Consider the following 25581-nt stretch of genomic DNA (forward strand, 5'->3'; position numbering starts at 1 on the left):
GAAAATGCGTTTATTAAAAAAATTCTAGACTGTTTCCTTTGGCTGTCTAATTCAAATTGGAATCTAGTATATATCCTTTTCTGCCCATGAAATTGATTTCATACCAGTCCCCACTTTTAGATATATAATTATAATGTTGTCCTTCCAAAAGGGTTCCTGCTGTTGCGCTGGTTTCGTCTGGCTGTAAATATACCACCGTGCTTTGTGTTAAGATATTTATTCCATTAGATTTACTCTCTACAATGAAGTTTGATATTTTAGTAGATAAAAGAGGTTTGGCATCATTTTTGGCTATATATACTTTTTCAGACCCTAGAAGCAACTCATTATATTTGCTATTTCCATTTCCTCGCAAAAATACACGGTCCTTGTCTACTGTCCCTATTTTTATATACCGGTGATCTTTTATACTATATAACGCTGCATCCGGTTCCGTTACCTGGATATATTTAATTTCATTAGAGTATTCCAATTGAGCTGCAGACTTTAAAATATATCCTATTCTTCCACCAAATATAACCTTATAATATGTACCTTCGGTAGAGTAAATAGAGGTCTCCGCCCCTTTAAAAATCGTTGCAACTTTCTCCCCATTACTATAAGGAGTTGTTACAAATGAGGTTGAACGCTTAATTGTAATTATTCCTTGTGACTTTCCCTTATTATTCGTAAAACCTTTTGAGGGGGCTATGGAATAAGCCGTTACATCTGACTTTTTTACATAGCCTTTTTTCTTTCCAAATTGCACCTGATACCAAGTTCCTTTATTCGCTATCACCTTGAATGATTGTCTTTTCTCCAGGCTCCCTGCCTTTTGAAGTTCTCCTGTACTATCATGGTAAATGATTGTCTTTTTCTTCGTTTTCAAATACGCAACATTATTCTTCTTTTTATGTTGCCTATGGACGATTCCCGCTATGTCTGCAATAACTTTTTGTAATTTTGCATAACTAATATTGTTTGTCTTACTGCCAATGCAAATGGATTCTTGTCATATACAATAGCGACATCGTTATAAATAAGCGACATTGGAATCATGCCTACTTTATGTGCTGTTTCCGCCTCTTTGATTCCTTTAGGAATTGTCGTATTGTAATCGGTCTTCATCAGGTAGCTGACTAATTCTTTGCCTAATTTGTTTTTCTCCGAAAAATCGTATAAGCGAGTTGCATATGTAACCAGGTCCTTAGATGATGTAAGATTTTGCCCCCTCGGATATGCATACTCACCCCCAGCCTTTTTCATATATTTATTAAAATTACTTCTTCCAACCTTCTCTTTAAGCATGATGAAAGCAATATTATCACTATGTACCATTGCTTTCTTAACTAAATCCCGGATTGTGTACTTCGAACCTATCTTGTCGTACTGGATCACTCCACTGCCGCCATAATAATGATGCGGCCTATATCTCAATTTTTGATTTAAGTTTATTTTATTAGCTGCTGCCAGTTCCATTATGTATAAGGCAAGCGGAAGTTTGATTGTACTTGCCACCCTCATAGGAGCAGTACTATTGTGTTTGAATTCATCACCGGTCAAAAGATCATGATAATGAAGTGTGACAGTTCCTCCTGATTTTCTTAAGTAATTACTTAGTTCCTTTTGAAGATTTTGGTTAAATTCCTGATAAGATGTCATGACTCCTGCTTCTGCCTGACTTTCAGGTATTATTAATGGAAATACCAAAAACAAAACTGTTAAAACAATGAGGTGCTTTTTCACTGATTAATTCTCCCCTTATTTCCTTTACTAATCTCTATCTAGTAAATATTGTAAATGTTTTATTTTGGAGTGGATATAGAAATCTATAATTTTCCTTATTTCCTTAAAAGCTCACCCTTTTTGAAGCTAAATAAAAAGAAAAAAGCATTCGATGAAATATCACACCGAATGCTTAAGAACCTCTACACCATGAATAACCCCAATTGCCTCTATAAAATAAACCCTTTATATTGATAGTATACTGAGATAAATAACTAAAGGTCGTCATCTTGCGACTTAAAATTTTCTATTCCCTTTATAAAATTGGTAATTATTTTATCCTTATGGTTATTGACCTACTTTTATTACCTGCTTTATCACGAGCATATACCTTTAGTGTACTGCCTTTTTTCTGGGCTTTTACTCCAATAGAAAATTCACCTTTGTTTGTAACCTTCTGTTTCCCTAATAATTTTTTACCATTATAGATGTAAACTGTTGATCCTTTTTCAGCATTGCCTGATATTTCAGGGAAAACGTCAGTTATCCTAGGACTGTATGGTGCTGTTTTGTCCAATACTTTTACCGTTTTTTCGGGCCCAATGTTTTTCGCCTTATCTCTTGCATATACCTTAATACTTGTACCTGCTTTTTGTTTTGATATCTTAATGGTGTAATATCCTTTTGCATTTGCTTTTCCATAACCAATCTGCTTTTTGCCAACCTTCGCATACATTATTGCGTATGGTTCGGTTTTTCCCTTGATTACCGTTTGGTTATCCGCAATCCTATTTACTGTTGGAATGCCAGGAGGCGTCTTATCTACTACCTTAACAATGACCTTTTTTGTTCCATAACCATTCGTAACGAAAGCCTCAATTTTTGACCCGACCTTTTGCTTAGGAATAGTAAATTTAAAATTACCCTTTGTGTCCGCACTCTTTTTGTATAGTTTATCGGAAACTTTTAAAGTAACCAGCAAATTAGGGCTCGTTTTTCCTGTTATAACAGTCGTTTTATCACTAACCAGCCCCATGTTTAGCGGTGCTAATAAATGTGGAGCTGAGATTTTTATAAAATACTTACCAGAGTGTAAATCATAGTAATTGTCATTTTCTACTTTTAGATAGTATGTTCCGCTACTCAAGTCACTGTATCCATTAAATTTCCCGGGATTTGCTGAACTTCCATATACTATATCGTCCGCAATTACCTTATTAAAACTATCTAGTAAAGTAATAGACGCTCTAGTATCTATATATGATGAAAAATCAAAATAAATCCTTCCGGATTTCGGCACAGTGATTTTGTAGACATCTACCGAGTCATTCCATGAAAGAAATCCTGAAGTTTGCTGACTAAACGCTAGGGGCTGCGCATTTACTGTACCGTTATTCGGTTCCTTATCATCACTATTTGCTAACAATATGCCAACTTTTAATTGGTATTTGCCTGTATTGATTGAATATTCATCACCGTTAAAAATTTTCAAATAATATGTACCTGGCTCTAAATCTCTCTGCTCCTTATAAGCAGCAGGGTTGATTGAACTACTATTTATATAATCATCTATAATTATATTATTTTTATTATCAATCAAAGAAACATAGGTAGTTTTATCGACAAACGATGATAAATCAATGGATACTCTTCCCGATTTTGGAACAGTAATTTTATAAACATCGACCTTATCATTCCATGATAGATAGCCATTTACTAATGTATTAAATGATAAAGGCTGTGCTTGGACCGTACCATTGTTAGGCTCGAATTCGTTATTATTTGCAGGAGTAAAGCCGAGTGTTACATTGAATTTCCCTGTATATTCATTATAATTACCATCGTAAATTTCTAAGAAGTAGTTCCCTGCTTCCAAGTCGACTGCATTAAAATATTTAGCTGGATTTTGTGAACTACTTGTCTGACCGTCATCAAAAATCACATTATTATAACTATCTGAGAGTTTAATATAAGTTCCTGAGTCAACAAAGGAATTAATATCAAACGTGACTCTCCCAGCTTTAGTTACCTGAATTTTATAAATGATACTATCCTGCGCAGTTGTTAAAAGCCCTTCTACCTTAGTATTAAAGGGTAAATTCACTTCAGCTGCTTTAGCCTGAATAGAGAAAAGATTCAATCCAATTAAAATAACCAATGCAAATACTGAAGTTAATCTCCACATTTTATGTTTATTAATATTTTGCATCAAACTTATACCCCCTGTGTATTTTTATTACCTAAGTTCTTTTCTGTTCACTGAGTTGTTGCATTCTCCTTTCATACCATTTAGATTCGAAGTCTTTTCAATAAGATAATCTTATTAAACGGCTTTTTTAAAGATAATAAAAAGAATATATTTCCATTATTTATTATATAGGTAATTGGACTTGTTTACAATATAGTAAAATAGTCATGAGATGTAACCCCTAACCTCTCCCACCACCATACGTAGATTTGTTCTTCTTCACACGTTTAAGTGCTTCTATCAAGCTTCCCCATGACAAAATCAATAACAAATGATATATCCTTTCGATGAAAGAGTATCAGTCCAAATATGTGATTCCTGCTCAACCCTCATTAAGTCACTGTGGAATTCACAACTTCCTCCTTCTAGTACTAATTTTCTATAGTAAGGTATTATACGGGGGATCCTACATTAAAAAACACATAAGGATTCACTCTGCTCACTAGCAAAGGAAATCCTTATGTGTTTTTTTATGAAAAGTTAATTTTTTGCTACTTTTGATAGATTTGATAACTAAGGGCGACATTACATCTTTGTTTTGGAGTGACAATTTCGTTTTTCCTCAAATAATGACATCCTCCAAGATCAAGGATCATATCATGCTAAATTATAATTTCATCTAAAGTAACTTTTCCATTTATTAAAGCAATTTTAGTTTAATATTTGAAGCAAATGCAGATTTTATATTTTAGCTTGGAGCATAACAGCTTGTTGCCAATGGTATCTCGCTTTTTGCTCTAATTTACTTTTTAAGTGGTGACATAATGCATCTTCAATTAATACCTCGTTATATTTCTTTAAAAATAGGTGGAGATGATACTTGGCCTGAATAAATACCCTCATAAGGTAATTCCCCCTTAAAAAGTTTTAAACTTTAATCGCTCCGTTGATACCCACCAAGGTCAATCTACTATACAATACACAGTTGAAGATTCTTTTTTGACCATTTTCAAGTAGGGAATTTTACCCCTTTTCTTCCATGTTAAAACTCTTACGAAAAAACAAATCAACATTGCTTAATTTTCCTCCTCCTCTTGTTACCTTCCACTACACGGTATTTACAAATTCTTTCTAATGATTTTTTCGACATTTTTTGTCACATTCTTTTTATGTATGTAATTCAACTATTGTTATATAATTCCATATGAAACTATTAAAATAATAAAGGGGTAACTAATGAAAAAGACTAAGCTTCTTTCTATGTCTCTTGTCTCACTGCTCGCCTTCTCTAGTGTTTTTCAAGCAGCGGGAAGCTTCGGCTATGCTGCTGAAAAGAATTCCACGGATAAACTCCGGAAAAGCCAGATCGAAACAAAAATCAAGCAGAACAGCTACAAGGTTCCTTTGCCAGGGAATCAAGGCAAGGATCAGCTGGCGGAAAAATTTAGAGAGAAGAAAAACAAACAAGCTAAAAAAGAAAAAGTTGTACCCGGAGAATTGATCATTAAGTATAAAGAGAGTGCTACCAATGAAAACATTCGTACCCTTTACAATAAATATTCCCTAAAGAAGGGGGAACAAATCAAATCCCTCAAGTCCGAAGTAGTGAAAATCCCTGCCGGAAAGAAGATGGAGGATTTTATCAAGCAACTAAAAAACAATCCTGTTATAGATTCGGTTCAACCAAACTATAAGTACTATTCGACGGGTGAGAATACAGCTTCCAATTACTATGAACAGTTATGGGGGCTTAATAACAACGGCCAAACGATTAGGGGGCTGCAAGGAGTTCGAGATGCCGATATCGATGCACCTGAAGCATGGGGTAAATTCAAAGATATTGACGAAGTCGTAGTGGCAGTCATTGATTCAGGGGTCGACCTAAACCATCCGGATCTTAAGGAAAAAATCTGGACAAACCCCGGTGAAATTCCTGGCGATGGAATTGATAATGACAATAATGGCTACATTGATGATGTTAATGGATGGGATTTTTATAATAATGACAACTCAGTTTACGACCCACTGGATGGAGATGACCATGGAACGCACGTTGCCGGAACAATAGCCGCGGCCATGGAAGGATCAGACATCAGCCAGAATAAGGGTGTAGTTGGCGTCGCACCGAATGTTAAAATCATGCCAATCAAATTTCTCGGTCCTTGGGGCGGTGACACAGCGGGGGCAATTGCCGCTATTGAATACGCTAAAAAAATGGGAGTAAAGATCTCGAATAACAGCTGGGGCGGCGGCGAGTATGATCCGTTGCTGGAAGAAGCGATTGCTAATTGTGACTGTCTCTTTGTTGCAGCTGCAGGAAATGAATCTATGAACAACGATGAGGGTGGTTTCTATCCTGCTGGCTTTGAAACGCCAAATATTCTTTCGGTTGCTGCTCTGACAAATCAGGGAAAGCTCGCCCCTTTTTCAAACTATGGAAGACATTCGGTAGATGTGGCTGCTCCTGGAATGGATATCCTGAGCACAATACCAAAGTTTCCTGTGGATGAATTGAAAAAGATGTTTGGAGATTTTGGTCCATTTGCACAGATTCATAATACCCAATATAATTTCAAGGCTATAATGGATGGAATTGGCTTTGAAAAGCTTTCGGGACAAGAACGGCAGGAAGCTTTCAACACAACAATGGATTATTTAATATCTGATAAACAGGCGGATAAAATCCTTTTAATTCAGGATGATGAACATGACATGGCCAGCGAATTCAAAGGTGAGCCTGAGCTGCAAAACTATTTTAAAGACTACCTTCCTGTGTATGAAGAATTATTAGCGAAATATGGCACTCAATATGACCTACTGACAATCCGTTCCTCATCAAATCTAAAAGAAACATTGGGTGACCAAAACCTTGCGGATTATCAGGCGGTTATCTGGTTTACAGGGCACGGACTTGGAATCAATACTCCCGATTGGAAAACACTCATGGACGAAGATATCGCCATGCTTGATAGCTATCTAAAAGCTGGCGGGAAATTGTTGCTTTCTGGACAGGATGCACTATGGGGAAATGAAGAATCAACTTTTGTGAAGACGATGCTAAATTTAAAAGTTTACCCTGATATGGCGCCACATATGAATGTAACCGGTCGAAAAGGTTCCATTTATGAAGGCAAAAATTTTAAAGTAGAGGATGATGGGGCACTATTCCCTTCTGCTGACTTACTCTTTCCGAATGGGGGTAAAACATTACTCGCTCTAGACTTTGTCTCTGAATACAGTCAGGCATATGCTTATTACAGCGGAACGTCAATGGCTGCGCCACATGCTGCAGGAACAGCAGCATTATTCATGGGCATGAATCCAGATATGGATCCTATTTATACAAAATTATACTTGAGCCATCAAGGTAAAAAACTGCCGCAACTAACGGGATTGGTTAAGAGTGGCAAAGTCATTAAAGCTGCTAATATTGATTCATTTTCAGCTAGTAATATACCGGGATTACCCTTAAAGAAAAATATCGAGGCAGGTTCACTTGACAGTATCTCAAATAAAGACTATGTGTATGCCATCCTATTAAAAGAGGGTGAAGCACTTAATCTGTCATTAAACGGAACAGCCGGTGCCGATTTTGACCTGTATGTATATAGCCAAGAGGCCGAATCTGCCGACAATGCGAATGGAATTGTAGCACTTTCGGAAAATCCCGGAACTTCTACAGAAGCAATTCAGTTTGTTGCACCAATGTCAGGCTTTTACTTTATTGACGTTTTTGCGTTCAAAGGGAAAGGAAATTATAAACTTGCAGTTGGGAATTTTGATGGCAGCTACGAAGACATTTCACCTGTTGTTGAATATCGAGGAGAATGGGAAATAGCTATGGAACCAGAGCATTCCGAGTTTTCTGCCAATTTCCTTAAATCCCCAGGAGAGCTTTCCTTCTCATTTGTAGGATATGGCATCGAATGGCGAGGCTTTAAGGATGCTGCTCAAGGAATTGCAGATATTTACATAGATGGAGTTAAGCAAAACTCAGCCTCCCTCTATTCACCTGAGTTTCTGGCACAGCAAAGTCTCTATAAGAAGATTGTTCCATATGGCAAGCACACGATTAAGATTGTTTGGACTGGAAAAAATGATCCAGCAGCCAGAAAAAGTGCAGCTGGTATTAACCTTGATCGTTTTATTGTAAAGAGTAATCCTCTTAAACCGGCCGTTTCTTACAATACCAAAAATAAAGCACCTGTAGTATCATGGTCTGCGGTAGATTGGAGGGACGTTAAAGCTTATAACGTCTATAGAAAGGAAATATCAAATTCTGATTTTACCCAAGTGGGGACAACTTCCTCTGCATTTTTTGTTGACCAAACAGCAAAGGCCGGTAAAACTTATCAGTATAAAGTTTCAATTGTTATGGATGGAGAAGAGACACCATTATCCTCTTCCTCCATCAACTATAAACTTGATGATGATATTAGCAGCTCCCAAACATGGGTAGGCAGTACCCTAAAAGGCGACTTAAATGTTAAGAATCTTGACACTCACGATGTGTGGAAGAAACGACTCGTCAAAGGCCAAACGTATGAAGTCCTGCTAACTGGTCCTTCAGGAAGTGATTATGATTTAAGTGTATTTAAACCAGGGACAAGTACCATCTATGGTACAAAAGCGGACGCAAAATCTGATTCGTCTGCTGCAAGCGAGAGGATTGTCTTTAAGCCGGAAATTACAGGACAACATTATCTTGTTGCCAATGCTAAGACGGGGGCTGGACAATATAGTGTGAAATTAAGTGTAAAAACAGTGAAAAAGCTTGAAAGCTCTGCTTCCTCCATTAAGAAAGCCGGGAAGTGGTCCGTCAAAAAGTATAAAAAGGCATCGGGAGGGTCCGTCCTATCTGCGTCTAAATCAAAAAAATCGTTAAAGTACACCTTCAATGGGACGGATGTCGCAGTATATGCCCTTAAAGATCAATATTCTGGCTATGCCGATATTTATTTGGATGACAAAAAGGTAAAAAGCGTAGACTTGTATTCACAGAAACGTCTATATAAACAAAGTGTATTCAGCGCCAAAAACCTAGCCAATAAAAAGCATACCGTCACAATTGTGGTAAAAGAATTGAAAAGGAAAGCCTCAAAAGGCACATCGGTTAAAATTGACGCCTTTGAAAGCGCTAAATTTGTACCGGTAAAATAACACATACTCTTCCCCATCTAAAAGCTAAATGGTTATATTTACTTTGGATGGCTAAAAAAAGATGAGAAACCAGTTGAAATGGTCTTCTCATCTTTTCTTTTTTTTGTTTTTTTCTTTTAAAGTCTGGGTTAATGCAACTTCGCGGTTGAATGCATACTCCTGGCACCCCTATACCATCCTACTTTAGAACCCTCATTTGCATGAGATTTTTAATCATACACCGATCTCACAAAAAACTCTGGAATAATTTTGAAAAATAAGTAAAATAGATTCCAGAGGGGGATTAACATGACACACAAGTTGATTAAGGTAATAACAAGTTTAACACTATCTATTAGTCTTCTATTTGGGTTTTCCAGCGCTCAAGCAGCTACTAAGGAGATGAAGGTCCATTTCATTAATGTAGGACAAGGGGATGCCGTTTATATTAAAACTGCAGCCGGGGAAGATATTCTTATTGACGCAGGTAATAAGGATGGCAGTGATGTAGTTGCGTATTTAAAAAAGCAAAAAGTGAAAGATATTGAAGTGATGATTGCGACTCATCCTGATGCGGATCATCTTGGAGGTCTAGATGAAGTACTACATGCTTTCAAAGTAAAATCCGTCTATGCCCCAAAGGTCAGTCATACTACCATCGCATACAAAGAATTCCTGACAGCCGTAAAACGCGAGGGCTTAAAAATAAAGACTGCAAAAAGCGATGTCTCAGTTCCATTAAAAGGAGTCACCGCTAAGTTCGTAGCTCCGATCAAAACATATGCCAAAAGTGATCTAAATAATTGGAGTGCCGTCCTGCACATGAAGTATGGCAAGAAATCTTTCCTATTTACCGGAGATGCAGAAGCGAAATCCGAAGCTGATATGTTAAAATCTAAAAATTCACTGAAGGCAGATGTATTAAAAGTTGGTCATCATGGAGCCAAGACTTCTACAGGCAGTAATTTCTTAAAAGCTGTTAAGCCAACTTATGCGGTTATCAGCGTTGGAAAAAACGGATATGGGCACCCAACAAGCACGATTATTAAACGGTTGAAAGCCTATAATATAAAAACATATCGTACAGATAAAAGCGGACATGTTATTTTCACGACTAATGGTTCAAAACTTAGTGTAAAGACGGTGAAGTAAAATGATAAAGGGGATCATCGACCGTTTTGAAGGAGAAGTTGCAGTAGTTGAGATTAATGGCCAAACAAAAGATTATCCAAAAACTATTTTCCCTAAGGATGCAACCACCGGCGATGTAGTGATAATAGAAAATGGTCAAGGCAAGGTTCTAAAAAACGAAACTGAAAAGCTGCGCAAGGAAGTTGAAGCTTTGATGGATGAAGTATGGGAGGAATAATTTAGCCCGTAAAAAAAGATGAACGATTTCATACCGGATATAAAAAGGTTCCAAACCCTATTGGCAAATATCGGGGGTTGGAACCTTTATTCATTTATTTGTCTTTTATCTCCAATAGCTTCAACCTCAACTCATTCTCCATAGAAGCCAAATCCTGCTCTGCCTGGCGCCGCTTGGTCCGGCCTTCTTCCTGGATTCTTAATGTTTCCTCCAAAGTGGTGATCAGGTTCTCCTGCGTCTTTTTCAGTGTCTCAATATCCACTAGGCCGCGTTCGTTTTCCTTTGCGGTTTCAATTGTGTTCGTTTTTAGCATTTCAGCGTTTTTCAGCAGCAGTTCGTTGGTTGTTTTGGAAACCTGCTTCTGTGCTTCAACTGCGTGCCGTTGTCTGATGAGTGTCAGGGCGATGGCGACCTGATTTTTCCACAGCGGAATGGCTGTGACGATTGATGATTGGATTTTTTCCACTAACGCCTGGTTCGTGTTCTGGATCAGGCGGATTTGCGGTGCGCTTTGAATCGTGATTTCACGGCTTAGTTTCAAATCGTACAGACGCTTATCCAGTCTGTCGGCAAACTGGATCATGTCGTTGACTTCCTGGAACTTCATTTGATCCTGTGAAGCTTCTGCTTCCTTCTTTAGCTGCGGAATCGTCTTTTCATGCAGTTCCTCCAGCTTGAGCTCTCCGGCAGCAATGTAGATGTTCAGCGCGTTGAAATACTCTTTGTTCGTGTCGTACAATTTCTCGAGCATGCCGATGTCAGACAGCAATACATTTTTGCTTCGGTCCAGCTTTACGCTGATCCGGTCAATTTGCGCCCCGGTTTTCTGGTATTTGGAGAGGATTTCCTGTACAGAACCCGATAGCTTTCCAAACATGCGGGCCAGGAAGGATGGCTTCTCGACGCTAAGCTCATCCGGGTTCATATCGTTAAGATGCCTCATCAGATCACTGATGACTTCCCCTACTTCGCCGATATCCTTCTTCTGAACATGCTCAAGCATCGAATGCGAAAAGGATAGAAGCTTGCCTTGAGCCTGTGTACCGTACTGAATCATCGCCTGGTGATTTTTTGGGTCGATCTGCTCTGCCAATTGATAGGCTCGGGCCCGGTTCTCTTCTGGAATCACATCGATCAGCTTGACCGGCCTGCTTGATTCTTGTTTTACAGGCTGAACCTGTAGCTCTGGTGTATCGCCAAAAGGGTTGGTCAATATATCATCCATGATGTTTCCGTTATTTTTTAAAAGGTCTGGGTTCTTTTCCGTCATTTTCTTAACCTCCTGGTTTCATCAGGAATATCATTCAATTTTTTAATCGAGTGTTTTGCTACGTCAATTTCAAAATTCAAGTGATCGAGATCGTCAGAGAGCACGTTATTCAAGTCTTTTTCAACTACTTTGGTCAACTCTTTTAACGTATATTGCGTTTCGTTCAATGAGTGCTCCAGTTCCCTGTTTTTACCCGGCTGGGAGGAAAGGAACGCATACTTTTCACTGAGTTCCAGCACGGAATCAAGATGGGAAAAATAAAATCGTTCTGCTTTGTAAAATCTTTTTGGCTCCCGGGTGTTCAGCCTCTGGATATTTTTCACGAGCCTCACCAGCTCCATACGTTGCTTCAGTGAACGAATGTGGCGAATGGAAAAAAGCGACTTCTGGATTCGGCTGATCTTTGCATTCGCTTCTTTAAGATTTCGATTTATATATTTGTATTCCTTCTTAGTGAGTCCGTGTTTTTCAAGGAAGCTTTTTTGCAGATAGTGCCCCAGTCCGAAAAACATGACGCCTCCGGCAATGACTCCATATAGGGAAGCCATCCAAAACGTCTGGTCAAAACCTGTAAATGTCAGCAGCCAGATGAAAGCTGAAAATGGGATCGCAGCACCTGTTTGCATAAAAAGTAAAAGGAATTTATTCATTAGTATCGACTCCTGTTTAGAATCTTCCTATTTATACGAATAGGAGGCACAGAATGTTTCATTCGCTGTAAAAAAATGTTTTCTCCCTTATACAATACTGCAAAACAAGCTATTTTTCTACAGACTCGGTCCGTAAAGTCATCTAGGTCCTGAGACTGAGCCAGTGAAAATCGTGAAATTGCTCTCTATTGGAGATGTTCATTGGGAATTGCGTATTCGATGGGGTTAATTGCACAATCAGCAGCGTTAATTGAAAGAAATTTCTCTTTAATTGCGTAAACTTTATTGATAATTGCACAAAGAATCCCGATAATTGCGTACACGCCCAATTATTGGAAGGGAACCCTGTCTTCCAAAGCTCCAATTTGACTCTTCTCATCAAAATGACCTATTTATCAACATATATATTGGACAAGTCTGTATTATTTTGTAGAAACATTTGTTGTTTGATTTATTAAAAAAGGCGGTATATAGGGATTACAGTTACAAAAGTAAAAATAAGACAGTTAAGAAGGAGTGTTTTAAATGAAAGTAAAAGCTGGAAGCTGGAGCATGTTGAGTCCCGAGGAAAAACTCTTACTTTTAACAGTCATCAGCACACAAAATAAGAAAGGCCCTAAAAATGATTAAACATATTCAAGTTGTCTGATCCCTGTTCATATCCATATATGAAACTGGGATCAGACAAAAAAAAACCTTACCCTCAAAAGAGGATAAGGTTTAGTAGAACAATTATGCTTTCCTGCGCTGACGCATAAGAATGAAAGTACCACCAATTAATAGAAGTAGACCTGCCAGCATATAATTGTAGATATTCGCTGCTGTGTTTGGCAGTTTCTTGCCTGCTTCATCAATAGTAACCGGAGTTCCTTTTGTTTTTTCTGTTACCTCGAAAACTCCAAACGTACTGAAGTGTGTTGTTGTTGCCGTTACAATTCCTGTTTTTGCATCGTAAACACTATCTTCAAGCACTTCCCATTCCTTAGTATCTTCGTTGTAGTAGTAGATTTTAATATTTTTTGGATCGATTCCTTTTACAGCTTCTTGATCGACATTCAGAGCAATGGTTACTTTCTTGCCGTTAAAGTCGTGAAGTGTTTTAGAACCCGCAATGATTGTAAAGTCATAGACAGATCCAATTGCTCCTGGAGCCGACATTTTCTTTAAAGTGATCGAAACATCCTTTCCATTTGCCATCTCCATCATCATTTTAAGCATAGATGGCGGAATAATTACATCTGCATCTGCCTTATCGATCTTTAATCCACTATTATTTTCAATCAAGCTCTTAAGTGCATTAGAAGACAATTTCACTTCAAGCACTTCAGTGATATTTGAATCTTGTGGTTTAATTACAACCACTTGACCCTTTTTCACATCATCAAGATTGATTTCCTCAATCACTACACTCATTGCCTTTTTATCTTTAGAGAGAATTCCAACTGGCGTAATTACACCATTAGCTGGTTTTACAACTGTTCCCGGCTTGGCAGGCTTGGTTCCACCGTCGGCTGGTTTCGTTCCACCACCGCCTGGCTTTGTTCCCCCATCTCCCGGTTTCGTTCCACCATCGCCTGGCTTCGTTCCACCATCTCCCGGTTTCGTTCCACCGTCTCCAGGCTTCGTTCCACCATCGCCTGGCTTTGTTCCGCCATCGCCTGGTTCAGTTCCTCCGTCACCTGGTTCAGTTCCGCCGTCACCTGGTTCAGTTCCGCCATCGCCTGGTTCAGTTCCTCCGTCACCTGGCTCAGTTCCTCCGTCACCTGGCTCAGTTCCTCCATCGCCTGGGTCAGTTCCTCCGTCACTTGGGTCAGTTCCTCCGTCACCTGGGTCAGTTCCTCCGTCACCTGGGTCAGTTCCTCCGTCACCTGGGTCAGTTCCTCCGTCACCTGGGTCAGTTCCTCCGTCACCTGGGTCAGTTCCTCCGTCACCTGGGTTAGGGCAGTCACTTCCAGGTAGAGTGGAGATTTTTAGAAGTTCTCTTGTATCTCTTACCCTAATACGTTCTCCCTGCGCAAATGCACCGGATAAACCGACTGCTTCGAGCGTATCACAAGGAGCAAGGACTGGGACAGGACCACTTTGATTCACAATGTATCCATCTGTGAATACTAGCACCTCTCCAGATCCATCATTAATGATGTAAGAATTATCATCAAACTTTGAAACAACTTTACCTTTGACTTTAACAAGAAGACCCTGATTAACTTCAGAGGTTGCCTCCCCTGTAGGAACCAGCTTAGGTTCAAGAGGTTCTCCGCTGCCAATCTTGATGACATCCTGCTCAAATTTCGCAAACTCGATTTCCTTGTTGTTATCGAATGTAATAATATGTCCATATATACGGACCTTGTCTCCTGGCTTAATGGATCCAGCAGGCACTTCCTGGAATGCCATGATTCCGCCAGTTTCATCCTGGACATAGAATGCGTCGAAGAATACTCCAGCTCCAGTTGTGACTGTACCCTCAATCACTGCATCGGAATCTTCCGCAAGCTTCCTTGCATCACTAATCTTTGTGATTTTTGTATCACGGTGAGCGAGCCAGTTGACTGCATTCAAGATGAATTCATCGTTTCCTTTTGGTGCATATGACTCATCGATTTGCTTATCGTTGAAAATGTTCATACCGGAAACGATGATACGGCCTTTTTCTCCGATTTCTTCAGAAGCAATCAACGGAATCGCAGAACCGCCTGTTGCGTCAGAAACGACATCATAAGTGTAACCGCCTTTAATATTACCCTGGTAGGTCGTTTCGTTTCCTTTTGCAAGGATCACAACTTTTTCGTTTCCATTGAGTGCAGTGTCATTTGGTCCCGATAAGCTAGTTCCACTGTAATAATCAAGGAATGAAACGCGGTCCGTGATGTAGTTGGAAACCAACTCAGGGAATACTCGGACTGCAAAAGGCGATACCTTTGGATCGCTCCAGAAGTTTCCGGTCTTGCTGTCATCAAATACTCCATCGTTTCCCATGCGGATAGTTGCTCCCATTTGTTCGAGCATTCCATTATTGATTGTCGGGTTCGTGCTATGATTGCTCTTTCCTGCCATCAATAAGGATCCGCCAGCTTTCACGAATTTTGCAATAGCTGCACTTTCTTCAGCTGTGTAAGCTGATCTTGGGTGCGTAATGATCAATACTTTTACATTGCTTAATACAGCATCTGTGATAGTAGCGGTGTTCTCAGTGACTCTATATCCTTCTTTTTGAAGCATCGTTGTGAAGGCTTTTAAGTTATCCTTGTAGGTGCCGCTATCGCCACTTGAATTTTCATTGCCATGCTTCGCATCAATTACCACGTTGATACCAAGTGGTTCCTTGATTTTTACAGGCAATACAAATTGGTTGTCTGCAAGATTCAGTCCATCCAGAGAGGATACAACAGCTATGATGCTATGTTCGCCTTTTAACGGGCTATTCCAAACAGCCGTTGCCGTCGCTACTCCTTTTGAAGGAATAGAGGAGATTTCTTGAGATCCAATCAGGTTATCTGCCTTGACCTCGTCATAATAAAGGTCTACTTTTAAGTTTTTAACTTCCTGTGTACCATTGTTAGCTACGCTTGCTTTAAGTGTTGCAGGATTTCCTTCAATGATAACATCACCGACGATGTCGATTCCGTTCACTTTTACATCGACAGCTTCTTCTTTAGACCAGATTGGAGCAGAGTACATACGCTCGCCATCAGCCTGAGTCACTTTAACGACAAACCACTGCTGGCCGCCTGTAACTGTATAAGAAGGCTCCCATGTGAAATCTGCTGTCATAGGAGAATAGGAATCTAATACCTTGCCACCATTTGTAATCAACTCAACTTTTTCAACACGGTCATCCGACTTATAATCTGCAGCAAGATAGCTATAGTCAGCCATTGACCGGCTTTCAGCTACTGTATCGCTACCCGAAATATTGAACTTCAGTGATTTGCTGTCTACTGTTGACCCCATATAGAAACCGTTCGCTTTCACATCCAATGTGAAGTTAGGGTCTTCTACCATGTACACACGCATATTGCGCATAGAGTGCAATAAAGATTCCTGTGAGAGATCATCCGAAACGATGACAGTACGGGCCCTTGTCTGCCCCCATGTACCTTCATGGTTATCTTCACCGTAAGTCGGCGCTACATGCCAGCCTAAATCCAATACAGAGAAGAACTTCTTCTCAGCATTCGCATAGCCGTAGTGGCCGGATCCATTTCCGACTTCAAGCATGGTGAAGAGTTTGTCCACATCCTTGTTGTATGGCTTGAAGTTATTGAATGCATCTTTTGACATATCCGGATGGTTGAACTGTCCTACCACATCATCATAAGTCATGACCCATGCATAGTACTTATTCAGATCCTGATACATTTTTCCGTTGATGTTTCGGTCGATGAAATTTTCTGTACCGAAGATATTTGAGTGTCCCCATGTTGTAGAAGTCATTTCAAATGCTGGGAATACGACGTATTCGCCATTCTTCGTATATTGGGCTGATAAATCTTTCGTCAGCTGCCAGTTTGCCCCGCCGCTTCTTTCCAACATTCCATTTCGTTCTACCGTATCCTGGCCAAGCAAGGTCGGGTCAATATCATGGGAATGGTCTGAGAAAGCAAACCAGTCATACTTGTATTTCTGTCCTGCCTTCAGTGCAGCTTCAGGTTCTCCTGCTCCATCATGAGAAATCTTCGTATGATTATGGGTTGTACCACGATAATGGTTTCCACCTTCGAAACGCGGAACCACACTAAATGTCCACTCATATTCACTGCTGTTCCCTTTCAAATCCTTAGCAGTAACCTTTACTGTATGGTTTCCAAGGGTTAAATCGGACTCAGGAGTGAATTTCACCTGGCTTTGGCTGATTTGAGCATTAGTAAGCTCATCGCCGTCTAGCCATACTTTAACGCTCTCCTGGTTCACACCGCTTGGGTCTTCAAGCAGAACAGAAATCTCCGGACGCGGACTTTCAACCTTCGTTCCGCCAACAGGTGCTTCACCATAGATACGTGGTCCGACTTCATCATCAATCAGCTTAACCTGATGTGGTGTTTCTTTCGTACCAGAACTCTGAACTTTTTCCCCAGCCTTTGCTTCAATATAATAGTCGAAGCCATCAGCTGGTACAGTTCCAGCCTGAAGCACGGCAGTATATCGTGACTCATTTCCTGCTGTCATCTCAAGAGTGACATAATCTGCAGTTCCTGCAGCGCGGTAGTAAACAGTAACATTCTCTGCTCCGCTTGCCTTAGCTACAAACTCAACATTAGTATTTTTGTATACCTCTGTTATTGGCTCATGATCGATAGCCAGCTGTGCAGTAACATCCTTCATATCGCGCGGGAATACCTGATATCCGCTGACATGAGTCGCATTAGTTGTATACTGGCCAACGATTCCGGTTAACGCATAGCTTTTGCCGGACTCAAACACTTCATCAGCCTTGATGCCTGTTTTATCCATTACACGTACAGTTGTTGACTTGTTGTTTTCGTCAACAAACGTAACATTCCAGTTTGCACCAGATGTAGCTACGGATGACACCTTCCCATTAAATCGGACAAGGCTTCCTTCGAGTGGTTCTGCAACTGTGAATGTATTAAGGTCAAGAATTGAAACATCCTTTGGAGCAGGGATGACCTGGCCTTCATCCACTCTTGTAATAGCAGTTGCTTCTAATTCTGTCAAACCGTTGTATTGAATGAGTTTACCTGTGATTCTAAGTTTGTCACCGCGGACAATTTTCAGCCCAGAATCATAGTTGCCGAAAATATTGATTCCGGCTTTTTCATCCTGAATATAGAAGTTATTCTTCTGGGTGCCCATCACGCCATTGTCGATTGTAACGACACCTTCAACCGTGAAGAACTGGTTAAGGTTTACAAGAATCCCTTTAGAATCTGTTTCTTTTACTTCGTCCAAAGGAGTAACGACATCAGTTGCAGCTTTCTCCACTGATACCGGGACGCTTTCCAGCATGATTCCCTTTGCATCACTTGATTGCTGTGTAACATAGATTGTCGCTGGAGCATTGTTGAAAGTGATGGTATTGAATGCGCCAGTTCCAAGAACTTCAGTGCCTCCACCGTTCAGTCTCTCTGGTTTGTTTGCTGAAGAGTTGGGATAAACGTAAATCGTGGATCTAGCTACACCTGCACCGGCATTGCCAATCAACGTACCTATGCCCTTGCTATCAACACTGTAGCTTAGTTTGTCAGCAACTACTTGTTTGCTGGCCTGTGCAAGGTTAATTCCGATGGCATCGCTCTCGTCTTTGCCATCCTGGGTTGCTGTAACGTAAACTGCAGTTAAAGCTTTTGCTGTTTCAAAACTCACTTCGAATGATCCATCAGCTGCAGCAACAGCACTTTCAAGCGCCGCTCCTTTTGCAGATGTTTCATAGACATTGATTACTGATTGTGCCGAAGCAGCTTGCGGTAATCCGGTAACTGTTGCGGTACCTTCCTGCAAGATAAACTGAATGTTGGATCCCAATGGCTGAAGGCTTGCAGCAGACTCCATTGGCTGTTCCGCAGGACTAGCACTGTTTTTAGGAACAGGAGTAACAGCTACGAAATCCAATGCATTGTCATTAGAGTCCCAGGCATTCCCTAACCCAGATTCCGGCATAATATTTGCGTAGGGACGGCGCTGGACGCTCTTAGCTGCAGATGGAGCGGGAGTGGGGCCAGAGCCTTCAAATTGGTTCGCTGTAGACCCAAAACCAACGAAATCAATTTCGGTCTTATCTGCATCAAGCAGCTTTACCTTTCCAGCAGTTGCAGCCATTGCTATAGTTCCAGAAGCATCAGCAGTCGGAACCTCTGCCCCGTTCGCTCCTCCTGCTTGTGTAATTAAGTAGTAGCCATAAGCAGGGATGACATCTGAAAGACTAGTAGATGTCCAGCTCGTTCCCGCGGCAGAGGCATACTGTACAGACCATCCCTCCAAAGAAATTGATTCTGAAGTGGGGTTATATAACTCAATGAAATCCTTATTAAAAGGAGCACCACTGTTTCCGCCACCTCCATACACCTGACTGATTACCACTTGTTGCGATATGGAAGCGTTTACTTTTAAAGCTAAGCTACTTGGTAAAAACGTACTAATAAGCAATAAAATAGCCATGGACAAACTAGCCCATTTTCTGTAGGTTCTCATTTTCCTCTTCATCCATTTACCTTCTTTCAACATACTTTATACCTATCTATTATAAGCTTCTATAACGGCACTCCTTTCTAGAGTAATAAACTACTATAATTCTACAAAATTTCTATTATGAAAGATATAAACTTTTGTAAATGTTTATAAAAATTCGACATATTTCTATCAGGTATGTACATCTATAGGAAATTGTGATTATATTAAGGTGATTTTACAGATAAGACATATTTCAGGGGGACACTTCGTGAAGAAAAATACCTGTAGCCAGAGGAAATTCCGTTTCGTAACTTTTTACATGGTTATATTCAGCTTAATGTTTTACTCCTTTCCTACTTTTACAGCAGCACACCCATACAGCGCTAGTTTTACAAATATGAAATTCAATGAGGATGATACACTTGTAACATTTTCTATCGATACGTTATCAATCATGGAACTTCAAGAAGACATTGATGAAAATGAAGATAACATTCTGCAAGAGGAAGAGATTAAAGCGGATGAAGATCATTTAATTGAATATCTTACACACAGTGTGATTCTTGACATGAATAATGAACAACAAGAACCAGAAGTGCTATCAATGATCGTCGAGACCAGAGAAAATAAGGAGTTCCTCACTATATCCCTCAAATACCCAGCTTTTAGCAGCGGTGACACCATTACGGTCAATGATGGACTTTATTATAAAGATCCTGACACCAACTATGTAAATCTGTTATCCGCAACCTACGCAGGCGGATCCAGCCAGGCCGCATTACAAGGAGAAAACCGTTCCTGGACGATTCTGCTTACTGAAGACCAGCAGGAGCAACAAGCAGGTAGTGAGCTGACGAGTGATAGTGATACGACCTCCAGGAAAGATCCTCAGCCTGCAGCAAAAACCACATCATCCTGGTTATCCTTTTTCAAGCTTGGGATGTCACATATTTTGACGGGGTATGACCACTTATTATTCCTGTTCGCATTATTGCTGCGAAAACAAACATTCAAGCAGTATGCGCTGATTGTCACTTCGTTTACCATTGCACACAGTGTCACTCTTAGTCTTGCAGTACTGGGTATTATGGATCTGCCTTCCAAGTTTGTTGAATCTATGATTGCTTTGAGTATCATCTATGTAGCCTTGGAAAATATCTTCAAGAAGGAAGTAAACCATCGCTGGGGTTTGACGTTCATCTTCGGATTGATCCATGGCCTTGGCTTTGCCAATATCCTTCAGGAAATGAACCTATCAAAAGCGAATCTTGCATCTGCACTTGTAAGCTTCAATATTGGAATTGAGGTTGTGCAGCTTGTGATCGTGCTACTATTGCTACCTGTATTAACTTACTTGCACCGCTTAAAGGATTCGGCCAAATATATCAAATACGGCTCGATTGTGATTATTCTGTTTGGAGCCTTCTGGCTTGTTGAGCGGTTATTTTCATAATTCAGTTTGCATTCTTACTATATACCTCTGCCAAATTAGGCAGAGGTTTTTCTTTGTACCTTTTTTGCAGAGATTAAACTTGAATAAGAAAAGATTCTGCGAAGAAAAATAGGATAGATTTAACTCTTTTTAGAATGGAGCGCTTTTATGATGAAGACCTTTTTCTTCTATTTTTGCATTTGTATAACTACCTTTTCCTCCTTCCTAATTTCTGTCCCAGAAGCAAAAGGCTCTCCCCCATTAAACGTGCTGGTTGGTGAGAAGTTATTCGAAATCGCAACAGAAGATAACCTGCAGGGTGTAGCATCCTGGGATGGCAATATTTTTGTTGGCTATGATGTCGGAAAAGGATACGGGGTAATCAGAAAGTACAATTCCAAAGGAAAGCTGCTGCAGGAGACGCTCCCCCTTCCAATTGGCCATACTGCAGAGATGGATTTCAGGGAATCAAATAAGAAGCTTTATATCTCTAACGGCGGTGGAAAGAACCCCACTTTGGTTTATGAAATAGACATATTGTCTCAAAACCCCTCCATTACAAAAACGATCGACTTCCAATCCCTTGGCCATGCAGGTTTATTGGCGGTTGATAATCAGAATGATACTTTAGTCATCCACACAGCAGACGATGATAAAGCTGCACCTAAAATCAGTATTGCCGATTTTAATGGCAACATTCTAAAGCATTTCCCCATCAATTATCAGGGAATCCCTCAGGGGCTCGAGGTACACAATGGCATTATCTATTTTCAAACGAACAATCTCATCACAATGCTTAATTTCAACGGACAGGTGATCGGACAAACAGCTATTGAAGAACCTGGTGAAAATGAGGGGGTCGCCATAGTCACAAAGGGAGAAAACGCTTATTACATTTATGGCTATCGTGGAGGCAACCGCCTTTATATAGCAGATTTATATTCTATCCATAAAATTGCATCATTAAAGGAATAATAGGGTTGGTGAAAAATGACTTTGGAGGTGAATCATGATTTGAGAAGATTATCATCACTAGCGATACTGACATTGATTTCGTTTTGCTTAAAGTCGTTATACACACGATATGAGATCATCGGCAGTCTGGAATTTGGCGGTGCTGTAGTCGAAGTTTCTTTCTTGTTTTTGCTGTTTTTATTCCTTTCTCTTTTAAAGGAAAAAATAGCGCATTTTATATACATACTTTTGAATATAACAGGTTCATTGTTATTGATAGGCGCCATCATGTACTTTGACTATTACAACTCGATCGTCACTTATAAATCTCTTGCACAGGCCGGTCAGATTGGCGACATTAGAACAAGCATATTCGCTCTATTTAAACTAAGATACTTACTGCTTTTCGCAGATCTTCCTTTCCTATTCCTCTACAGGAAAAGAAAAGGGCTTTCTTTTAAAATCAGAAGAAAAACTTACCTATTTTTGATGGCAGCAAACATACTGGTGATTGCCTGGGGTTTTTACAAATCAACCAATATCATCAGTGAAATCAGCCAATACGAAACCGTAGGATTCTTCGCCTATCAATTCCTGGAAGCCTCAGCTGAAAAAGGTTTGTTAGGAGAAGATGGGGAAGAAGTTACCCCCCAGCTCGTAAACAAGATAAAACCCTCGAGCCCAAAAGAGGACCCACAGTTAAACGGCATCGCCAGGAACAAAAATTTGATCATAATCCAACTGGAATCAGTCCAAAGCTTTTTACTCAATAAACAGATCAATAATATTGAAGTGACACCAAACCTGAATAAACTGATCAACGAGGCCTTTTATTTCCCTCACTTTTATACCCAGGTCGGCAAAGGCAACACTTCAGATGCAGAGTTCCTTGTCAATACCTCGATTTACGCTTTAGGAAACGAACCCATGTCGACTGCAACCGCCGGTAAGACTTTACCAAGTTTACCCAGGCACCTGAGACAGGCTGGTTACTATTCAGCCACCTTCCATGCAAATGAGATCTCTTTCTGGAGCAGAAAAGAGATGTATGATGCCCTGGGCTTTGACGAGTACTTTGACCAGGATTACTTTGGCAAGGAAGACTTTATTGCTTACGGAGTATCGGATGAAATTCTATATAAAAAAACAATCGAAAAACTTGCTGGATTTAATGGACAAAAATTTTATGCCCATATCATCGCGTTATCAAGCCATTATCCATATGATTTTCCCGAAACAAAAATCGCTCATACGATCACATTGCCCGATTCCTTTAACGGTTCAATCGTTGGCTCCTATATAAAATCCGTCAGTTATGCTGATTTTGCTTTTGGATTGCTGTTAGAGGAGTTAAAGGCGGCAGGTTTGTATGATGACTCGGTAATTGTTGTTTATGGCGATCATCAGGGAGTACAGACTCAGAATGAAAAGGATACAGCCCTTGTAAATGACTTGGTCGGGCATGATTACCATTCTGTCCTGGATCATTTGAACGTACCCCTCATTATTAAAGTACCGTCTGCAACCGGGGGAACGATAGACACCATCGGAGGGTTGGTTGACGTTTATCCTACAATCGCAAATTTACTGGGACTTGATATAAGGGATGAAATCGTTTTCGGAACGGATCTCTTAAATTCGAAAAAGAATACAGTAGGAATTCGCTTTTATGCACCAACAGGAACTTTCGTGACAAAGGAGTATACATTTTCTCCCGGAAAAACGAGAGACAGCGGAAAAATCACCCTAATAGAGAATAGAAACGAAAGCCCGGCTACACCGGATTCAATAAAAGAGCTGAACAAGATACTGGAGTTTATGAAGTCCTCAGATGCTTATATTCGTTCGATTGAATAAGTCAGTTCCCGTCGGGTTCTGACTTTTTTTAATAATTCCCCATTTAAACTTATTGTTCTTTCACCCATAAACTCTCTGATTCGATACATTTTTCTTGCAGAGTATATAATTAACATGGAAGACTTGTCGTAAATTGTAATATAAATGTAATTTCTCCGTTATTTGTTTGTAACCCCTTTCGCTATATACTAGGTTTAACTTTTAACAAACGGGGGTAAAACTACTTGTTTAAGAGAATCCTAGCATCTTTGTTGCTCTTCACCTTAGTAGCCACTGTCGCACCGTCTATAGATCAAGCATCTGCCTCTGGAAAGACATACATTGTAAAAACAAACTCTGGATCCTTGAATGTTCGAAAAAAGCCATCTACATCCGGAGCAATTGTTACTAAACTATCAAAAGGACAAGCAGTGACTGTAACCTCCCAATCAAAGGGTTGGGCTAAGATTTCGGTAAAAGGAAAAAAAGGTTATGTCAGCTCTAAATATATTGCACCTAAAGCTTCAAAGGTGAAAAAAGCTTCCACCATAAAAAAAGCATCTGTAACACCTGCAGGAGATTATAAGTCAAAAGCAATCTCAGTTGCGAAGAGCAACCTTGGTGTTAGATATAAATGGGCAGGGAACAACCCAAGCGGATTTGACTGCTCAGGTCTTGTAAGCTATTCATTTGGTCAAGCCGGTCTTGAATTGCCTCGTACCGCTGCAGAAATGTACAATGTCGGAACAAAGGTGACTGCTTTACAGCCAGGAGATTTATTATTTTACGCAACAAGCGGCGGCAGAAAAGTCACTCATGTGGCAATCTACCTGGGCAATGGACAGATGATTCATTCAGCAACCTCCAATGGCGTTTCAATCGCAAGCATCAATAACTCTTATTGGAAGCCAAGATTTATTGGAGCTAAAAGAATATAAAATCAAAAAAAGTGGCTAAGCTAGCCACTTTTTTGATTTTTATTGGCCTCTCACTCCCCCAAACGTTTAAGAAAATATCTTCTGGCCAAGAACTTCTTCCTATACATAGGGCTAATAGTAGAATTAGTACAAAAAGGGAATCGAGAAAAAATATGAGTGACTTAGTTGCAGCTAATACTACTGTGTATGCACCTACACAAACTGAAGAAACCTCTCATTTCGATGGTGGTTTACTTCAATACATCGGGTGGTCTATCCTTGGAGGATTAGTAACTGTTTTAACTTTTGGCATTTGTTATCCATGGGCAATAACAATGATTCTGGGGTGGAAAGCCAGGCACAAGTTATTAATGGGCGAAGATTAAAATTTACAGGATCCGCAATCGGGCTTTTTGGCAATTGGATTAAGTGGTTTTTACTCACTATCGTAACATTAGGTATTTATTCATTCTGGTTATTTATCGCTTCGGAAAAATGGAAAGTCAAACATACCGTATTCGAAGATTAAAAAACATAAACTTTTTGAGAGCTCATTGAGCTCTTTTTTTTTAGTTTTCTTATGGAACTTTAATTCCCAAGTCATTGAGAGATTAGGATTAAGAAAAATGGGATAAAAAATATTAAATACTTATGGGCAGGTGTGTTTAGTGGAGCCTTATAGATGCAAGGAGTTTAATAAATATGGGCTTGTAAGACTTCCAGGCAAATGGCGAAAACAATTAAATTTCACCCCAGGTAAGTTAGTCGATATTGTGTATAAAAAGGATACCCTTTTAGTGAGAAAACATATGGACAGCAATACAGAAAATACTCGCGTTATTTCAAGTGATGGAACCATAACAATTCCAGCTGAATTCAAAAGATTAATGGGATTAACACCAGAAGATGAGATTTGTGTTTTCGTTGATAAGGAAAATGAATGCTTTATCATAAAGACTATGTAATGAAAAAAGCTCCCCTTTTTAGGAGA

The 25581-nt window shown here is 39.8% G+C and carries 15 protein-coding genes and 1 pseudogene; 9 read left to right on the forward strand and 7 right to left on the reverse strand.

Features of this window, described 5'->3' with window-relative positions:
- Positions 1-46 precede the first annotated feature (46 nt).
- The 4 genes from EJA10_RS10555 to EJA10_RS23340 form a co-directional block, all read right to left on the reverse strand.
- Positions 47-868, reverse strand: a complete 822-nt coding sequence (locus EJA10_RS10555; protein ID WP_125479972.1) for an SH3 domain-containing protein — start codon at positions 866-868, stop codon at positions 47-49.
- A 47-nt stretch (positions 869-915) separates the two neighbouring features.
- Positions 916-1725 (reverse strand): serine hydrolase, encoded by an 810-nt coding sequence (locus EJA10_RS10560; RefSeq protein ID WP_125479973.1) that lies wholly within the window; start codon positions 1723-1725, stop codon positions 916-918.
- A gap of 310 nt (positions 1726-2035) precedes the next feature.
- Positions 2036-3913 (reverse strand): Ig-like domain-containing protein, encoded by a 1878-nt coding sequence (locus EJA10_RS10565; protein WP_246017766.1) that lies wholly within the window; start codon positions 3911-3913, stop codon positions 2036-2038.
- A gap of 720 nt (positions 3914-4633) precedes the next feature.
- A complete protein-coding gene (locus EJA10_RS23340) occupies positions 4634-4795 on the reverse strand; it encodes a hypothetical protein (protein ID WP_170169111.1) in 162 nt (53 codons plus the stop codon).
- Positions 4796-5128: 333 nt separating this feature from the next.
- Here EJA10_RS23340 and EJA10_RS10570 point away from each other — a divergent pair, with 333 nt between their 5' ends.
- The 3 genes from EJA10_RS10570 to EJA10_RS10580 all read left to right on the forward strand — a co-directional run bounded on the left by EJA10_RS10570 (position 5129) and on the right by EJA10_RS10580 (position 10400).
- A complete protein-coding gene (locus EJA10_RS10570; RefSeq protein WP_125479975.1) occupies positions 5129-9052 on the forward strand; it encodes a S8 family serine peptidase in 3924 nt (1307 codons plus the stop codon).
- A gap of 288 nt (positions 9053-9340) precedes the next feature.
- Positions 9341-10183 (forward strand): ComEC/Rec2 family competence protein, encoded by an 843-nt coding sequence (locus EJA10_RS10575; protein ID WP_125479976.1) that lies wholly within the window; start codon positions 9341-9343, stop codon positions 10181-10183.
- Between the two features lies 1 nt (position 10184).
- Complete coding sequence (locus EJA10_RS10580) at positions 10185-10400, forward strand: DUF3006 domain-containing protein (RefSeq protein WP_125479977.1); 216 nt, start codon at positions 10185-10187, stop codon at positions 10398-10400.
- 94 nt (positions 10401-10494) lie between these two features.
- Here the strand turns inward: EJA10_RS10580 and EJA10_RS10585 are convergent, their stop codons facing one another.
- From EJA10_RS10585 to EJA10_RS10595, 3 genes are all read right to left on the reverse strand, one after another.
- Positions 10495-11670, reverse strand: coding sequence for a toxic anion resistance protein (locus tag EJA10_RS10585; protein ID WP_125479978.1), 1176 nt, complete (start codon positions 11668-11670; stop codon positions 10495-10497).
- Complete coding sequence (locus EJA10_RS10590) at positions 11667-12320, reverse strand: 5-bromo-4-chloroindolyl phosphate hydrolysis family protein (RefSeq protein ID WP_125479979.1); 654 nt, start codon at positions 12318-12320, stop codon at positions 11667-11669. Before EJA10_RS10590 ends, EJA10_RS10585 begins: the two co-directional genes overlap by 4 nt.
- A gap of 732 nt (positions 12321-13052) precedes the next feature.
- The gene (locus tag EJA10_RS10595; RefSeq protein WP_125479980.1) at positions 13053-19484 is read right to left on the reverse strand and encodes a DUF4350 domain-containing protein; all 6432 of its coding nucleotides are present in this window, start codon (positions 19482-19484) and stop codon (positions 13053-13055) included.
- Positions 19485-19719: 235 nt separating this feature from the next.
- Here EJA10_RS10595 and EJA10_RS10600 point away from each other — a divergent pair, with 235 nt between their 5' ends.
- The 6 genes and pseudogenes from EJA10_RS10600 (at position 19720) to EJA10_RS10625 (ending at position 25555) form a co-directional block, all read left to right on the forward strand.
- Positions 19720-20904: a HupE/UreJ family protein gene (locus EJA10_RS10600; protein ID WP_246017753.1), complete on the forward strand. Its 1185-nt coding sequence runs from the start codon at positions 19720-19722 to the stop codon at positions 20902-20904.
- A 147-nt stretch (positions 20905-21051) separates the two neighbouring features.
- The gene (locus EJA10_RS10605; protein ID WP_125479981.1) at positions 21052-21858 is read left to right on the forward strand and encodes a hypothetical protein; all 807 of its coding nucleotides are present in this window, start codon (positions 21052-21054) and stop codon (positions 21856-21858) included.
- Positions 21859-21897: 39 nt separating this feature from the next.
- Entirely contained in the window at positions 21898-23694 is a 1797-nt protein-coding gene (locus tag EJA10_RS10610) for an LTA synthase family protein (RefSeq protein WP_170169112.1), read from the forward strand.
- 224 nt (positions 23695-23918) lie between these two features.
- A complete protein-coding gene (locus EJA10_RS10615; protein WP_125479983.1) occupies positions 23919-24611 on the forward strand; it encodes a C40 family peptidase in 693 nt (230 codons plus the stop codon).
- A gap of 152 nt (positions 24612-24763) precedes the next feature.
- A pseudogene (locus EJA10_RS10620) lies at positions 24764-25119 on the forward strand (DUF898 family protein).
- Positions 25120-25258: 139 nt separating this feature from the next.
- Positions 25259-25555 (forward strand): hypothetical protein, encoded by a 297-nt coding sequence (locus EJA10_RS10625; protein ID WP_125479984.1) that lies wholly within the window; start codon positions 25259-25261, stop codon positions 25553-25555.
- The last annotated feature ends 26 nt before the right edge of the window (positions 25556-25581 follow it).

This window comes from Mesobacillus subterraneus (assembly GCF_003937825.1).
In the GTDB taxonomy this organism is placed as follows: domain Bacteria; phylum Bacillota; class Bacilli; order Bacillales; family Cytobacillaceae; genus Mesobacillus; species Mesobacillus subterraneus.

Bases quoted from the DNA above. Each gene is read 5' to 3' on its own strand.
- EJA10_RS10565 (WP_246017766.1), bottom strand. From the start codon at position 3,913: ATGCAAAATATTAATAAACATAAAATGTGGAGATTAACTTCAGTATTT.
- EJA10_RS23340 (WP_170169111.1), bottom strand. From the start codon at position 4,795: ATGAGGGTATTTATTCAGGCCAAGTATCATCTCCACCTATTTTTAAAG.
- EJA10_RS10570 (WP_125479975.1), top strand. From the start codon at position 5,129: ATGAAAAAGACTAAGCTTCTTTCTATGTCTCTTGTCTCACTGCTCGCC.
- EJA10_RS10575 (WP_125479976.1), top strand. From the start codon at position 9,341: ATGACACACAAGTTGATTAAGGTAATAACAAGTTTAACACTATCTATT.
- EJA10_RS10580 (WP_125479977.1), top strand. From the start codon at position 10,185: ATGATAAAGGGGATCATCGACCGTTTTGAAGGAGAAGTTGCAGTAGTT.
- EJA10_RS10585 (WP_125479978.1), bottom strand. From the start codon at position 11,670: ATGACGGAAAAGAACCCAGACCTTTTAAAAAATAACGGAAACATCATG.
- EJA10_RS10590 (WP_125479979.1), bottom strand. From the start codon at position 12,320: ATGAATAAATTCCTTTTACTTTTTATGCAAACAGGTGCTGCGATCCCA.
- EJA10_RS10595 (WP_125479980.1), bottom strand. From the start codon at position 19,484: ATGAAGAGGAAAATGAGAACCTACAGAAAATGGGCTAGTTTGTCCATG.
- EJA10_RS10605 (WP_125479981.1), top strand. From the start codon at position 21,052: ATGATGAAGACCTTTTTCTTCTATTTTTGCATTTGTATAACTACCTTT.